Source organism: Nocardia sp. NPDC059240 (genome assembly GCF_042753865.1).
GTDB lineage: Bacteria > Actinomycetota > Actinomycetes > Mycobacteriales > Mycobacteriaceae > Nocardia.
The window spans coordinates 432,453-446,658 of the sequence record NZ_JBHZAC010000003.1; the positions used below are offsets into that span (position 1 = coordinate 432,453).

The window sequence follows — 14,206 nt, forward strand, 5'->3', positions numbered from 1 at the left end:
CCTTCACGCTGCAATCGTCATAAACGGACTCGGCTGGTCCGTTTATGACGCTAGCCAAGCGGACCCGGAAAGTCCACTTTTGCTACAGTCCAGGTCATGACCGCCGTCGATCGCCTGCTGGCCCATGAATCCGGGCCGACCCCGCGCGCCGACGCGCGCCGCAATCTCGAACGGCTGGTCACCGCCGCCCGCTCGGCCGTCGCGGAAGTCGGGGTGAATGTCACCGCGCAGGAGGTCGCCCAGCGTGCGGGCGTCGGCAAGGGGACCTTCTATCGGCGGGTGCCCTCGCTCGAGGCGCTGCTGCAGGTCGTCCTGGAGGAGGTGCTCGAACAGGGCATTGCCGCCGCCGATCGCGCGCTCGAAAACCCGGATCCCTGGCAGGGATTCACCGATTTCGCCACCGCCTACGTGAGTTTGCGCAAAGAAAGCTGTGGCGTGAACGATGCCCTGGGCGGCGGCGGGAGCTGCGATCTGGAGCGCTGCCTCGGCGAGCTCCGCGAGCGACTGCGTGAATTGGTCGGCCGCGCACAGCACAACGGGTCCATGCGCGCCGACATCCCCTGGGAGGACATCGCTTTCGTACTGGCCGGAGTGGCGACCGCGGAGCACACCATCGGCCTGACCGCCGCCCCCGATCAATGGCATCGCAATCTGCGCATCGTTCTGGACGGCCTGTCCGCCCGGCCGTGAAGCACCCTTTACGATCCTGGTAGCGGGACATTTGCCTCTGCAAAGAAATTAGGCGCTTCGGGAAAGATCGGCTAGCGACAGGACCCGAAAGGACACATCGCAATGGCGCGAAAATCCCTGCTCCGTTTCGCCGGTCTGATTGTCGGCGCGGCACTGGTGGTCACCGGGTGCGGCGGCAATTCCGGCGACTCCGCGCACTCCACCTCCACCCCCGTGGCATCTTCCCAGGCCGCCCCCGGCAAGACCGACGACGCGGCCCCCGTACCCGGAACCCAGCCGCGCATCGCGATTCTGGCGACCGGCGGCACCATCGCGGGCAAGGCCAATGCCAATTCCGCGGTCGGCTACACCGCGGGCGAGGCCACCGCACAGGACCTGATCGACGCGGTCCCCGGCCTCGACAAGATCGCGAAGCTGAGCGCCGAGCAGATCTCCAATATCGGCAGCCAGGACATGAACGAGGACGTCTGGCTGAAGCTGGCCAATCGGATCAACGAGCTGTTCGCGAGCGATCAGGTCGACGGCGTCGTGGTCACCCACGGCACCGACACCCTCGAGGAAACCGCGTTCTTCCTCGACAATGTCATCTCCAGCGACAAGCCCGTGGTGCTGGTCGGCTCGATGCGGCCCTCCACCGCGTTGAGCGCCGACGGCCCGGCCAATCTGCGCTCGGCCGTTCAGGTCGCGGCCTCCCCCGATGCTCGTGGCCGTGGCTCGATGGTTGTCCTCAACGACACCATTCACAGCGCGAGCGATGTCACCAAGACCAATACCACCAGCGTGCAGACCTTCAAGTCGCTCAATACCGGCCCGATCGGCTCGGTGGACGCGGCGGCGGTCACCTTCACGCGACCGGCTGCGGCGCAGCAGCATTCGCACTTCCCGGTTCCCGGCGGCACTCCGCTGCCGCGGGTCGACATCGTCTACTCGCACGCGGGCATGAACGCCGATCAGGTGAACGACGCGGTCGGGCACGGCGCGAAGGGCATCGTGCTGGCCGGTGTCGGTGACGGCAATACCGCCAAGTCCGTGGTCGACGCGCTGTCGAAGGCCGCGAAGAGCGGTGTGGTCGTGGTCCGTTCGAGCCGGGTCGGCTCGGGTGAGACGGTCCGCAATGCCGAACTCAACGACGACGACCTCGGCACCTCGACCTCGATGTTCCTGAATCCGGCCAAGGCCCGGGTGCTGACTCAGCTGCTGCTGGCCAATGGCATCACCGATCCGGCCAAGGTCCAGGCGGAATTCCGTACCCGCTTCTGACTCCCCCTGACCTGGACCGCCGACGGCTCACCGCCCTCGGCGGTCTAGCGTCATATGCGTGCGATCGGATCCGTCCACCGCCCTGTCCAGGTTCCGGGCCGCCCGGGTGGCGCGCCTGGCCACCGTCGATGCCGACGGGCAGCCGCACCTGGTACCCGTCACCTTCGCCGTCTCTCCCACGGACACACCGCTGCTGGTGGTCATCGCCATCGACCACAAACCCAAGTCCACGACCGATCTGCGGCGGCTGCGCAATATCGCGGCGCAGCCGAAGGTCTCACTGCTGGCCGATCACTATGACGAGGACTGGACCCGGCTGTGGTGGTCACGCCTGGACGGGGCCGCCGAAATCCTCACCACCCCAGCCGATCTCGTCGATCCGCTGGCCTGGTTGACCGCCAAGTATCCCCAATACACCGCCGACCCACCGACCGGCCCGGTGATCCGGGTGGCGGTCGAGTCGGTGCGCGGCTGGTCTTACTCGGGGTGAATCAGTGCTCGTGGTCGTCGTCGCCGTGCGGGTGGCCGTGTTCGAGCTCGTCCGCGGTGGCGTCACGGATGTCGATCACCTTCACGGCGAAGTGCAGGCGCTGCCCCGCCAGCGGGTGGTTGGCGTCGATGGTCACCTCGTCGCCGTCGACGGCGCGCACGACCACGATCTGCGAGTCGCCGTCCGGCGCCTCGGCCTCGAATTCCATGCCGACCTCGAGCTCGTCGATGCCGACGAACGCGTCCCGCTCGACGGTGCTGACCAGTTCGGCCAGGTATTCGCCGTAGCCGTCCTCGGGCTCGACCACGACCACGACCTCGTCGCCCGCATTGCGGCCCTCGAGGGCCTTCTCCAGCCCGTCGACGATGTTCTCCGCACCGTGCAGGTAGATCAGGGGCTCGTCGCCAACGGAGGTGTCCAGCACCTCACCGTCGTCGTCGGTCAAGGTGTATTCGATGGAAACGACCTTGTCAGCGGCAATCGACATGGTGGTGGGCCTTTCGCGGAGGAATTCGTACCGGGTCAATGTATCGCCTGAGCACCACCGCGCTCGTCACCAGCTGCACCAGCACATAGCACCCGGCGTAGGTCGGCACGGTGAAATACGCGAACCACACCGAATTGTCCGCGCGGGGCAGCATGAACAATCCGATTCCGATCGGGTGCGGCGAGTCCTCGAAGGGCAGCCGGTCGGCGAAGGTCCACCACCAGCAGAAGCCGACCGCCACGATGGCCGCCGGGGCCAGCCACGCCCAGCCGGTGGTGGCGGTGCGCGCGTACTGCCAGGCGAGGATCACCAGTGGCACGAACCACACCCAGTGATGTCCCCAGGAGAACGGTGAGGCGCACGCGGAGGTCATGCCGACCACGGTGACCGCGAGCAGTTCCCGCCCGGCCCGATGCGCGACGGTGGCCGCCGCGAGGCCCAGCCCGATCACCGGCACGACGGCCAGCAGCCACAGCCAGGTGGGCGGCTGGAAGACGGTCCCGCCGAAGACGTTCGAGGTGAAGCGCTGCACGTCGAAGAAGCGCAGCAGTTGCGCGACCAGGCCGTTGACCGACTGATTCCCCGGTGAGTCGACGGCCCCGACCCGCCCGGCCGCGGCGACCTGACCCCGCCAGTACGTGTACGCGTCGTGCGGGCGCAGCAGGAAGCCGACCGCGATGGTCGCGGCGAACGTCCCACTCGCGATGCCGAGGCTGCGCCACTGCCGGGTGCAGGCGAGGTAGATCAGGAACAGCGCCGGGGTCAGCTTCATCCCGGCGGCGATGCCGACACCCACCCCGCGCAGTCGTGCCGTCGGCGGCCGGGTGAGGTCCCAGACGACCATCAGCACCAGGAACACGTTGATCTGTCCGAGCCACAGCGTGGTGCGCACCGGTTCGAGCACCGTGCACAACACCGCCAGCAGCGCCGCGAACACCCACGTGCGCATCGTGTTCCGGTATTTCAGCACCAGCAGGCAGCGCCCGGTGAGGGCGACCAGCGCCAGCATGGTCGCCGCGAACCACACCATCTTGGCCTTGGCCAGCGAGATCACCGTGAGCGGCGCGAAGGCCAGTGCCGCGAACGGGGTGTAGGTGAATTCCATCCCGAATACGACCGGCCCGTCGTAGAGCCCGCTGCGCTCGCGGATCACCTCGCCGCCCGCGCGATAGACCTCCAGGTCGAGCCCGTTGTGGAACAGCCCGTAGTACGGATTGCCGATCGGCAGCGCGTACACATGCCACACCAGCGCCGCCACCGCGAGCAGCCCGCCGACGATCAGCATCCGGGTGGTGACCTCGAATTTCGCGCGGCCCGGACCGGGCCGCGCGCTTTCGTCGCTGCTGTCCGCGGTGGGTGCCCGCAGGCAGGCGACCGCGCCGGTATTCGCTTCCGCGGCACCGGAAATCCCATCTGCCCCCGAAATCATCCGCCTACGATAACCAGCTCGGCCCGGAACTCACGGCAATGGCGGTCTGTGATCCGTTCAGCGCTCCGGACCCACATAGGTGCGACTCCACTGTCGGCTCCAGCGGACCAGTTCCTGTGCCGGGCCGAGCCGCAGCCGTTCGAACGAGGCCATCGCGGCGGGCCCGGCGCTGCCCGCGACACCGCCACGGACACTGTCGCGCAAGGCGATCGCGTCCTCGACGCTGGAGTTGTAGCCCTGCCCGGTGGCCGGGGCCACCGCGTGCGCGGCGTCCCCGATCAAACCGATCCGGCCTCGAGACATGCGCTCGGGCAGGTAGTTGCCGATCGGCGTGCCGAAGGCGATGCCCTGCTCGAAGCATTCGACGATGGCTTCCCGCCACGGTGTCGGCCACATGCGCCCGGCGTTGCCGATCATCTCCTGCGCCAGGCCCGGTGGGAACATGCCGCTTTCGAGTCCGCGCAGGATCTTCCCGTCGCGCACGCAGCCGGCGTCTTCGAGCAGCCGGGTGCGGGTCGGGTCGTGCCAGGCGAAACCGATGGTGCGCAAGCCTTTCGACAGGTCCCGGTTGTTGAGCCCGGGCAGCGGGAACGCCACCAGCATCTGCCGCCCGAACCCGAAGCTGACCAGGTCGTCACTGGGGAGCGGGGTGCCGTCGGGCAGGTCGGATTCCGCGAGCCAGCCGCGCCAGGCCATGAATCCGGCGTAGTCGGTGAGCAGTTGGTCGGGGTTGACCTCGCCGCGCACGATGCTGCGATAGCCGTCCGCGCCGATCAGGATGTCGGCGGCCAGTTCCTCGGAACCGGTGATGGCGTATGCCTTGTCGTCGTCCTGATGGACCTTGGTGACGTCGACGCCCAACCGCAGCTCGAGCCCTTCGACGCGCGAACCGACCTCCGCCAGCCACGCGTAGAGCGCGTTGAAACTGGTGGAGCGTCGGTACCCGTAGATGTAGGCGAGGCTGTCGTCGGGATGCTCGCCCGTGGCCTCGCACAGCATCCGATAGTCCACGCCGATCCCGCCCCGTCCCTCGAACGAGTCCCGGCATTCCAGCACCGTGGTGCGAACCCCGGTGCGCGCCATCGCGATCGCCGCGGTCAGCCCGCCGATCGATCCGCCGACGACGATCGCACTGCCCTGTCCTGCCATATTCGCCTCCGACGCCCGGTTCCGCCGACCTCAGGACCTATCGAAACGCATGGAGAAGACCGCGGCTCGAACGCTACACCGCAGGATCTGACCAGCGGTTTCCGGTGGCGTGATCGGTCAACTGGTGGGGACCGGTGCGGTGGTGGGGGTCGCGTCGCAGACCGCGGGGACGCCGCCTTCGATGCGGAGCAGGTCGCAGAAGGTGGCGGCGGCCACCTTCCAGGTGCCGTCGAGTTGGAGGGCGGTGCCGTGGCGGTTGGGGAGCAGCGGGATGCCGTGCTTCTTGATGGTGAAGGTGACGGACGCGCGGCCGGGGCCGTCGGCGTCGACCTGCGACACGTTGGCCGACGCGCCGCCCGCGATGGACGAATGTGCCTGGTGTTCCAGGGTTTCGGTGAAGGCCTGGCCGTTTTGCAGCAACGCCATTTTCTGGTCGACGGGCAGGGAGCTGTCGAAGAAATGCTCGAAGGTGGAGGTGATGGCCTGGACCTCGGCGGCGGAGGTGCCGGGGGAGGCCGCGGGTGGTCCGTCGTTTCCGCAGGAGGTCAGCAGTAGGGGCAGGGCGCAGGCCGCCGCCGTTCGCAGTGCCACGGTGCGCGTGACCATCTCCTCGATGCCTCCTCCGGCCGGTATTCGACGAGTACAGCACAGTGGTGTCCGAAAGTTAGCCAGCGGGGCCGGGTTTCCGACCGGTCGCGTCGGCGCTATGTAAATGGCCGTTTCGCTCCGCGCGCAGCGGGCATCCCGACTGCGGATGTCATCGACAGCGGAGGGGAATTCCCATGCCCGACAGTCGCCCCATGCCCACCACTCGCCAGCAGCCCCCGGAAACCATTCTCGACGGCGTCGACTGGCCCGGCCCGGCGCTGCTGCTGGCCGGTGTCACCTTGCTCGCCTGGACGTTCCATCATGCCGACGGCCGACTATTCGGCGGCTCGGTCGCGACGGTGATCATGCTGGTCCTGGGGTTCACCTGGATCACCGTCGAGCACTTGCGTTTTCGGGCGAGACAGGGTTCAGCGACGCCGGATCCGCTGTTAGTGTCGGATGATGAGCGACGACACGCACCCCAGCCTGCGGATCGGGATTCTCGGGGCGGCGAACATCGCTCCGACCGCGCTGATCGACCCGGCCCGGCGCAATCCGGAAGTAGTGGTGGCGGCGGTCGCGGCCCGCGATGGCGCTCGTGCACAGGAGTTCGCCCGCGCGCACGGGATCGAGCGCAGCTATGACAGCTACACGGCGCTGATCGAGGCGCCGGATCTCGACGCGATCTACATCCCGCTGCCCAACGGCCTGCACGGGCGCTGGATTCGCGCCGCGCTGGCGGCCGGCAAACATGTGCTGTGCGAGAAGCCGTTCACCGCCAATGCCGAGGAGGCACGCGAAATCGCCGCGCTGGCAGCGGCTTCGGATCGGGTGGTGATGGAGGCGTTCCACTACCGGTATCACCCGCTCACCCGGGAGGCCGAAAGGATCATCGCCGCAGGGGAATTGGGCAAGCTGGTGCGGGTGGACACCGCGCTGTGCTTCCCGCTGCCGAAGTTCGGCGATATCCGCTACAACTACGAACTGGCGGGTGGCGCGCTCATGGACGCGGGCTGCTACGCCGTGCACATGGCGCGCACCTTCTCCGGCGAGGAGCCGGAAGTCGTTGTCGCGCGGGCGAAGCTGCGCGATGCGCGGATCGACCGGGCGATGCGCGCGCAATTGCGCTTCCCCTCCGGCACGATCGGCAGCATCCGCTGCTCGATGTGGTCGAAGGATCTGGTGCGCATCTCCGCGACGATCGTCGGCGAGCAGGGCAGCATCCGGCTGCTCAATCCGGTGGTTCCGCAGCTCGGGCATCTGCTCGCGGTGCGCACGGACTCGGGTCGCACGCTGCGCACGCTCAGCCGCCGTCCGTCCTACGACTATCAGCTCGACGCGTTCGCCGACGCGGTCCTGCGCGGCAAGCCGGTGCTGACCACGCCGGAGCAGGCCATCGCGAATATGACCGCGATCGACACCATCTACCAGGCCGCCGGTCTGCCCTTGCGCCTGCCGAGCTGAGCAACTCACCGACAATTTCGGTTGTCTTGACAAATTTTCTTGTCGGTCGCATGCTGGACCGGTGCTCGACATCGCAGTAATCGACGAACCCGCCGCGGCCGGGGCCTCCCTGGATCCGATCCGATCCCGGATCCTGGCCGCGCTCGCGGAACCCGGGTCGGCGTCCATGCTGGCCGCCCGGCTGGATCTGCCCCGGCAGAAGGTCAATTACCACCTCAAGGAGCTGGAACGGTTCGGCCTGGTCGAGCTCGAGGCCGAACGCCGCAAGGGCAATGTCACCGAGCGGGTATACCGCGCGACCGCCGCCTCGTACGTCATCTCCCCCGGCGTGCTCGGGGCCGTCACGCCGGATCCGGCGAAGTCCCCGGATCAGCTGTCCGCCCGCTGGCTGCTCGCCCTGGGTTCCCGGCTGATTCAGGAGGTCGGGGCCCTGCTGACCGGGGCCGCCCGGGCGCAGCGGCGGGTGGCCACCTTCGGCATGGACGCCCAGGTCCGCTTCGCCTCGGCGGACGACCGGGCGGCGTTCGCCGAGGAGCTGGCCGCGGCCGTGGCGACCCTGGTCGCCCGCTATCACGACGAGTCCGCGACCGATGGCCGTGACCACCGCGTCATCGTCGGACTCCACCAAATCCCCGCCGAATCGCAAGCCGCACAGGAGAATCGAGAATGACGAATCCATTCGAGATCGAATTGGAGACGACCCTGCAGGCCAGTCCGGAGCAGGTATGGGAGGCGATCGCGACGGGACCCGGCATCGATTCCTGGTTCATGGGACGCAATGAGGTCGAACCCCGCGAGGGCGGGACCGCCGCCATGGACACCGGTGGGCGCCGCGAGGAATCGACGATCACCGCCTTCGATCCGGGCAAGCGCTTCGCCACCCGGACCGGGACCGCCGAGGACGGCCGATTCATGGCCTTCGAATATCTACTCGAGGGCCGTGCCGGCGGCAGCACCGTGCTGCGGGTCGTGCACAGCGGCATGCTCGGCGACAACTGGCAGGACGAATACGATGCCCTGCGCCGCGGCTGGCCGTTCCACCTGCACACCCTGGGCGAATACCTGCGTCACTTCGCCGGGCGCACCGGCGTTCCGGTCTTCGCTGTCGCGAACGGCTCCTCGGCGCAACAGGTTCGGGCCGCCCTGACCGATGCTCTGTCGCTGCCGACGCCACTCGTGGTCGGCGCGCGGGTGCAGGCCCGGCCGGACGGCCTGCCGCCGCTGGACGGCGAGGTGGTCTGGGCGGACGACGAGCGCTTCGAGATCCGCACCGCCGATGGGCTTTACAGCTTCCACCAGGGACCGACCGGTCTCACCCTGATGTTCCATCACCTCTTCGGCACCGATACCGACGGCGCCGAAAGCGCCTGGCAGCACTGGCTCACCGCCCTCGTGGCCTGACAAAAATCAAGGAGAAAAACATGCGCACCCTGATCACCTCGGCCTTCATTTCCCTCGACGGCGTCGTGGAGGGTCCGGGCGGCGAACCCGGCTACCGCAATTCCGGCTGGACCTTCAAGAACGTCGAATTCGTGCCCGAGGCTTATGAAATCAAGGGCACCGAGCAGGAGGAGGCGTCCGCGATCCTACTGGGCCGGGTCAGCTACGAGGCGTTCAGCCCGGTGTGGCCGGACATGGCCGAGTTCGCGGGCTACAAGGTGATGCCCAAGTACGTCGTCTCCACCACCCTGAAAGAGGCCGACCTGGTGTCGAACTGGGGCGAGACCACGATCCTGCGCTCCCTCGACGATGTCGCCGCGCTGAAGGAAACCGAGGGCGGCCCGATCATCGTGCACGGCAGCGCGTCGCTGAACCGGGCCCTGTCGGAGGCGGGCCTGATCGACCGCTACCACCTGCTCGTCTACCCGCTACTGCTGGGCGCCGGCAAGCGCCTGTTCAGCGACGCCGACAAGGATGTCCAGCAGTTGCGGCTCGTGGAGTCCGCGACGTACTCGAACGGCTTGCAGAAGAACGTCTTCGACGTCGTGCGCTGATCGACGTCGTGCGCTGAAACCGGAAAAGCCTGCCGCGCAACGCTGTACGTTGCGCGGCAGACTGCTGCCGGATGCGGGGTCAGTGGGTGGGCGCGGAGGACCCCAGCGCCACACCGACGGTGTTGACGATCTGGGTCCAGAAGTTACCCAGCGGGGTGGTGATGGCGCTGGAGCTGAGGCTGGAGGAACCGGTGGTGGAGGAACCGGAGGGGGTGTCGGCGAGGGCGGGGCCGGCGGCTCCGACCAGGAGGGCGGCGAGGGCGATGGTGACGAATCCGGCACGACGAGTGTTTTGGATCATGGGCGCGAAGCGTAGTGAAACTCAGTCATTTCAGACCCTGTTCGGAGACATTGGTTCCGGAAAGCTTCACGCCCGTAGAATCTTCGTCGATCCTTCGTTTTTCCAGCCGATTGCACACCGAACTACCCACTCACCTGGGCTTTTTCATCCCATCAGCGGATGAACCCGGTGGCCGCCGCCGGATTTCGCGGTGTACATGGCCCGATCCGCGGCGTGGATCAGGCTCTCGGCATCACGATTACCGGCCGCGGTGGTGGCGATGCCGATGCTGGCCCGGACCTGCACCGGTCCGGCCGAGAGCGGGAACGGCTGGGTGATATCGGTGAGGATGCGGTCGGCGATCGCGCGTGCCACATCGTCCGCGCCGGTGATGGCGATGACGAATTCGTCACCGCCGTAACGGCATACGCAATCGTCGGGCCCGGTCACCGCGCGCAGCCGATCGGCGACGGCGATGAGCAGTTCGTCACCGACGCGATGGCCGTGCCGGTCGTTGATCTGTTTGAAGCCGTCCAGATCGACCACCAGGATGGCCATGGGCCGCGGCCCGGACAGCGTCTCGGCGCAGTGGGCCTCGAGCATGGCCCGATTGGGCAGTCCGGTGAGCCGATCATGGGTGGCGGCGTGGTGCAACCGGTCCTGCAGCTCACTGATCCGGTGCTCACGCGCGGCGACGGCGGCGCGCAGGATCGTCTCGTGCTCGCCGAGCGCCCGCTCGGACAGCGACTCGGCATATCCCGCGACCGCGTGTCCGGCGTGCAATGCCCAGGTATCGGCGGCCTCGGCCGGGGCGGCCAGCAGCACCGCGCTGGCCAGGGGGCCGACGAAGCGTGAACTGGTGGGCAGCCCGGGCACACCGGTCGCCAGTTCGGCTCCGAGAATCCTTGCCGCGTCGATGTTCTCGGTGCGCTGGTGACTGATGCGGTCGAGTTCGCGCAGGAACTCGGTGGCCCGTTCGGTGGCCACCGCGAGATCGGTCGGGTGGTACCCGGCGGCGGCCAGCAGGCGCAGGTACTCGGCAGCGGCCCGCCGAAGGGCGTGTTCACGGTCGGGTGACCCCGACCGCGTCACGCCCACCGGCCGCATGGTCATCACAGGCGTCCCACCCCGGCGTACCCGGGGCTGCGTAGGTGTGGCGGTGTGCCGGGTGGTTCGGGCCGCCACTCCGACGGCCCGATCAAACCCGGTTCGACGAGTTCGAATCCGTCGAACAGGCGCAATATCTCGGCGCGCGGGCGCATGGCGACCGGGCTCGGCGTGCGCCGGTACATGTCCTCGACAGCGTGATGGGCTTCGGCTTCGGCGCTGGCGTGCACGATGACAAGGTGACTGCCGGGGGCCAGCCGATCACGAATCCCCGCCACGATCGCCCACGGATCGTCGGCATCGGGAACGAAATGCAGGACCGCGAGGAGCAGGACCGCGACCGGCCGGGTGAAATCGATCAGCTGACCGGCACCGTCGGCGCCGAGGAACTCGGCGGGCCGGCGCAGGTCGCCCTCGAGCACGAGGGTGTCCGGATCATCCTGCAGCAGTACGCGGCCGTGGGTGACGGCGACCGGATCGTTGTCCACGTAGACCACGCGCGACCCGGGCCGGGTCGCGCGCGCGGCCTCGTGCACATTGCCGACCGTGGGGATGCCGGAACCGATGTCCACGAACTGGGTGATGCCCTGCTCGCCGAGGAAGCGGACCGCCCGCCGCAGGAAGGCCCGGTTCTCGCGGGCGACCACGGGCGCGTGCGGCATCTGGGTCATGATCTCGCGGGCGAAGGCGCGGTCGACCTGGAAGTTGTGCGATCCGCCCAGAAAGTAGTCCCACACCCGCGCCGCGCTGGGCCGGTCCAGATCAACGGTCAGCGGTGCCCACTCCGGGCGGATATCGGCGTTTTCGGATTGCCGTGCATGGCTGTTCTCGGGTTGTTGCGCATGGGCACTCTCGGGCGTCATCGACACGCTTCCTCCCCACCATTGACCAACTGTCCCCACAGAAAAACCACACTCGCCCTGCCAGTTGATCAGCCTACCGAGAAACGCACCCGCGCGCAGGCGGGCAACACGGCAGTGATCCCGCACACACCGCAGGTGGAAGCGGGTTGTCGGCCCCGGAAAGCACGGAACCCGCGCCGAGTGGCGCGGGTTCCGGGTTGCGGGCTCTCAGATGGCGCGGACGCTCTGGGCCTGCGGGCCCTTACGGCCCTCACCGATCTCGAACTCGACCCGCTGACCCTCTTCGAGGGACTTGAAGCCGGAGCCGGAAATCTCGGAGTAATGAACGAAAAGGTCGGGGCCGCCGCCGTCCTGCGCGATGAAACCGAAACCCTTTTCGCCGTCAAACCATTTCACACTGCCTTGCGACATACTTTTTGTCTTGCTTTCTGTTGCGAGCCGAGCGATCACATCAACTACCCGTGCTCGCCATCCAGCATCGCATACCGCGCACCGGGGGCCCGCGTGGCCGTCGGGAACTGTCAAGGCAATGGCGGGGTAGGTCATTGTGCGGTCCGGCATCACCGCGGGGGTGGCGCACAGCCGCCACGGGGGGCGTGCAGATATGGCCACAGCTGAGCGTTTTCGCTCGCGGCGATGGGCGAAGTGAGATCGTGAAGTGGGGCGCGATAGGGAGGAGGTATCAATGAAACCTGTTCCAGCGGTGCGGCGTTCCGCCGCGCCGACCGCGCTCGCGATCGTGCGGCAGAACTTCTCCGACGTGGCGATCGGGAGCCTGCGCACCTTCGGGCGCACCGTCTCCCTCGGCCTCGAATCCGTGCGCGGCGGCATCACCGATGTGCTCGGGCGCAAGTTCCAGTGGCGCGAAATGCTGTATCAGGCTTGGTATCTCATCACCGTGACCACGCTGCCCGCGATTCTGATGGCGGTGCCGTTCGGGGTCGTGGTGTCGGTGCAAGTGGGCAACCTCATCCACCAGCTGGGTGCGGATTCACTCATCGGCGCGGCCGGCGGGCTCGGCGTCATCCAACAGGGCGCACCCATCGCCACCGGACTACTCCTCGGCGGCGCGGGCGCCTCGGCCATCGCCTCCGATCTGGGCGCACGCACGGTCCGCGAAGAGATCGACGCACTACGCGTAATGGGCATCGATCCCGTACACCGCCTGGTGATTCCACGCGTGGCGGCCATGCTGCTGGTCGCTCCGCTGCTCAATATTCTGATCATCTTCGTCGGCGTGGTCGCCGGGTATTTCGTGGCGATCGGCGCGCAGAACGTGACCCCGGGCAGCTACTGGGCGACCTTCGGCGCGTTCACGGTGCTCGACGATGTGTGGATTTCCCTCGGCAAGGCATTGCTTTTCGGATTTCTGGTGGTGATCGTGGCCTGCCAGCGTGGGCTGGAGGCACGCGGCGGACCGCGCGGGGTGGCCGATGGCGTGAACGCGGCGGTGGTGCTGTCGGTGGCCGCGATCATCGTGGCCAATCTGGTGATCACCCAGGTGGTGACGATGTTCCTGCCGATGCGGGTGGCCTGATGCCGCCGACTCCGTACACCCCCAAGGGTTTTCGCCTCGCGCCACGCGCGGTGCGGGACCGGGGTGCGGTGCTTGCACCGCTGGAGACGGCCGGGTTCATGCTCGGCTTCGCGTGGCAGGCGCTGGCCGGGATCCCGCTGACCCTGCGCCGGTATCGCGGCCAGACGCTGAGGACCATCACCGATATGACCTGGGGCCGTGGGTCGTTGATCGTGGGCGGCGGCACGGTGCCGATGCTGGTGGTGCTCGGGCTGGCGATCGGCGCGGGTGTCGGCATCCAGGCGTTCGCGGCGCTGGATCTGATCGGGTTGGGTTCGGCGACCGGGGTGGTGTCGGCGTTCGCGAATACCCGTGAGCTGGCGCCGATCGCGGCGGCCATCGGGTTCGCCGCGCAGGCCGGGTGCCGGATGACCGCCGAGATCGGGGCCATGCGCATCTCCGAGGAGATCGACGCGCTGGAATCGCTCGGCCTGCGGTCGGTGCCGTTCGTGGTGACCACCCGCATCATCGCCGGCGCGGTCGCCATCGTGCCGACCTTCCTCATCGCGCTGATTCTGACGTATCTGTCGTGTTCGACGGTGGTGGTGCTGCTGCACGGTCAGGCGAGCGGCATCTACGGGCATTATTTCGCCCAATTCGCCAGCGGTTACGACATTTTCGCGGCGGTGGTCAAGATTCTGGTTTTCGGCGTCGCGGTGATTCTCATCCACTGCTATTACGGCTTCTTCGCCAGTGGCGGTCCGGAGGGTGTCGGCATCGCGTCGGGCCGGGCGGTGCGGGCCAGCTTCGTCGCCATCATCGCGCTCGACATGGTGTTGACGCTGCTGCTGTGGGGCGTCAATTCCGCGATCGAATTCCCGGGGTGAGG

Annotated in this window: 17 protein-coding genes; 9 read left to right on the forward strand and 8 right to left on the reverse strand. The window is 67.7% G+C overall.

The window, feature by feature from the left end; genetic code table 11:
- Positions 1-96 precede the first annotated feature (96 nt).
- The 3 genes from ACFXHA_RS12225 (at position 97) to ACFXHA_RS12235 (ending at position 2,440) form a co-directional block, all read left to right on the forward strand.
- A complete protein-coding gene (locus tag ACFXHA_RS12225) occupies positions 97-690 on the forward strand; it encodes a TetR/AcrR family transcriptional regulator (protein ID WP_379355769.1) in 594 nt (197 codons plus the stop codon).
- A gap of 102 nt (positions 691-792) precedes the next feature.
- Positions 793-1,950, forward strand: coding sequence for an asparaginase (locus ACFXHA_RS12230; RefSeq protein ID WP_379355771.1), 1,158 nt, complete (start codon positions 793-795; stop codon positions 1,948-1,950).
- 58 nt (positions 1,951-2,008) lie between these two features.
- Complete coding sequence (locus ACFXHA_RS12235) at positions 2,009-2,440, forward strand: TIGR03668 family PPOX class F420-dependent oxidoreductase (RefSeq protein WP_379355773.1); 432 nt, start codon at positions 2,009-2,011, stop codon at positions 2,438-2,440.
- A 1-nt stretch (position 2,441) separates the two neighbouring features.
- On the opposite strand, the gene ACFXHA_RS12240 is transcribed toward ACFXHA_RS12235, so the two are convergent.
- The 4 genes from ACFXHA_RS12240 to ACFXHA_RS12255 form a co-directional block, all read right to left on the reverse strand.
- Positions 2,442-2,927 carry a peptidylprolyl isomerase gene (locus ACFXHA_RS12240; RefSeq protein WP_379355774.1) on the reverse strand — a complete coding sequence of 162 codons (486 nt, stop codon included), beginning with the start codon at positions 2,925-2,927 and terminating at the stop codon, positions 2,442-2,444.
- Complete coding sequence (locus tag ACFXHA_RS12245; RefSeq protein WP_379355776.1) at positions 2,911-4,356, reverse strand: glycosyltransferase 87 family protein; 1,446 nt, start codon at positions 4,354-4,356, stop codon at positions 2,911-2,913. Before ACFXHA_RS12245 ends, ACFXHA_RS12240 begins: the two co-directional genes overlap by 17 nt.
- A 57-nt stretch (positions 4,357-4,413) precedes the next feature.
- A complete protein-coding gene (locus ACFXHA_RS12250; RefSeq protein ID WP_379355778.1) occupies positions 4,414-5,505 on the reverse strand; it encodes an FAD-dependent monooxygenase in 1,092 nt (363 codons plus the stop codon).
- A gap of 117 nt (positions 5,506-5,622) precedes the next feature.
- Positions 5,623-6,111 (reverse strand): hypothetical protein, encoded by a 489-nt coding sequence (locus tag ACFXHA_RS12255; RefSeq protein ID WP_379355780.1) that lies wholly within the window; start codon positions 6,109-6,111, stop codon positions 5,623-5,625.
- Between the two features lie 444 nt (positions 6,112-6,555).
- Between ACFXHA_RS12255 and ACFXHA_RS12260 the strand changes: the two genes are divergently transcribed.
- From ACFXHA_RS12260 to ACFXHA_RS12275, 4 genes are all read left to right on the forward strand, one after another.
- Entirely contained in the window at positions 6,556-7,557 is a 1,002-nt protein-coding gene (locus ACFXHA_RS12260; protein ID WP_379355782.1) for a Gfo/Idh/MocA family protein, read from the forward strand.
- A gap of 61 nt (positions 7,558-7,618) precedes the next feature.
- Entirely contained in the window at positions 7,619-8,227 is a 609-nt protein-coding gene (locus tag ACFXHA_RS12265; protein ID WP_379355784.1) for an ArsR/SmtB family transcription factor, read from the forward strand.
- Entirely contained in the window at positions 8,224-8,958 is a 735-nt protein-coding gene (locus ACFXHA_RS12270; protein ID WP_379355786.1) for an SRPBCC domain-containing protein, read from the forward strand. Before ACFXHA_RS12265 ends, ACFXHA_RS12270 begins: the two co-directional genes overlap by 4 nt.
- A gap of 20 nt (positions 8,959-8,978) precedes the next feature.
- The gene (locus ACFXHA_RS12275) at positions 8,979-9,551 is read left to right on the forward strand and encodes a dihydrofolate reductase family protein (RefSeq protein ID WP_379355788.1); all 573 of its coding nucleotides are present in this window, start codon (positions 8,979-8,981) and stop codon (positions 9,549-9,551) included.
- Between the two features lie 79 nt (positions 9,552-9,630).
- Here ACFXHA_RS12275 and ACFXHA_RS12280 read toward each other — a convergent pair whose 3' ends face one another.
- From ACFXHA_RS12280 to ACFXHA_RS12295, 4 genes are all read right to left on the reverse strand, one after another.
- On the reverse strand, positions 9,631-9,852 hold the full coding sequence (locus ACFXHA_RS12280) for a hypothetical protein (protein ID WP_379355789.1): 222 nt from the start codon (positions 9,850-9,852) through the stop codon (positions 9,631-9,633).
- Positions 9,853-9,996: 144 nt separating this feature from the next.
- Positions 9,997-10,944: a diguanylate cyclase domain-containing protein gene (locus ACFXHA_RS12285; RefSeq protein ID WP_379355791.1), complete on the reverse strand. Its 948-nt coding sequence runs from the start codon at positions 10,942-10,944 to the stop codon at positions 9,997-9,999.
- Positions 10,944-11,801 (reverse strand): SAM-dependent methyltransferase, encoded by an 858-nt coding sequence (locus ACFXHA_RS12290; protein ID WP_379355793.1) that lies wholly within the window; start codon positions 11,799-11,801, stop codon positions 10,944-10,946. Before ACFXHA_RS12290 ends, ACFXHA_RS12285 begins: the two co-directional genes overlap by 1 nt.
- 207 nt (positions 11,802-12,008) lie before the next feature.
- Entirely contained in the window at positions 12,009-12,212 is a 204-nt protein-coding gene (locus tag ACFXHA_RS12295) for a cold-shock protein (RefSeq protein WP_120736761.1), read from the reverse strand.
- Between the two features lie 274 nt (positions 12,213-12,486).
- Between ACFXHA_RS12295 and ACFXHA_RS12300 the strand changes: the two genes are divergently transcribed.
- Together ACFXHA_RS12300 and ACFXHA_RS12305 are read left to right on the forward strand one after the other, a co-directional pair.
- The gene (locus ACFXHA_RS12300) at positions 12,487-13,338 is read left to right on the forward strand and encodes an MlaE family ABC transporter permease (RefSeq protein ID WP_379355795.1); all 852 of its coding nucleotides are present in this window, start codon (positions 12,487-12,489) and stop codon (positions 13,336-13,338) included.
- Positions 13,338-14,204 (forward strand): ABC transporter permease, encoded by an 867-nt coding sequence (locus ACFXHA_RS12305; protein ID WP_379355797.1) that lies wholly within the window; start codon positions 13,338-13,340, stop codon positions 14,202-14,204. The genes ACFXHA_RS12300 and ACFXHA_RS12305 overlap by 1 nt, the downstream gene beginning before the upstream one ends.
- Positions 14,205-14,206 lie beyond the last annotated feature (2 nt).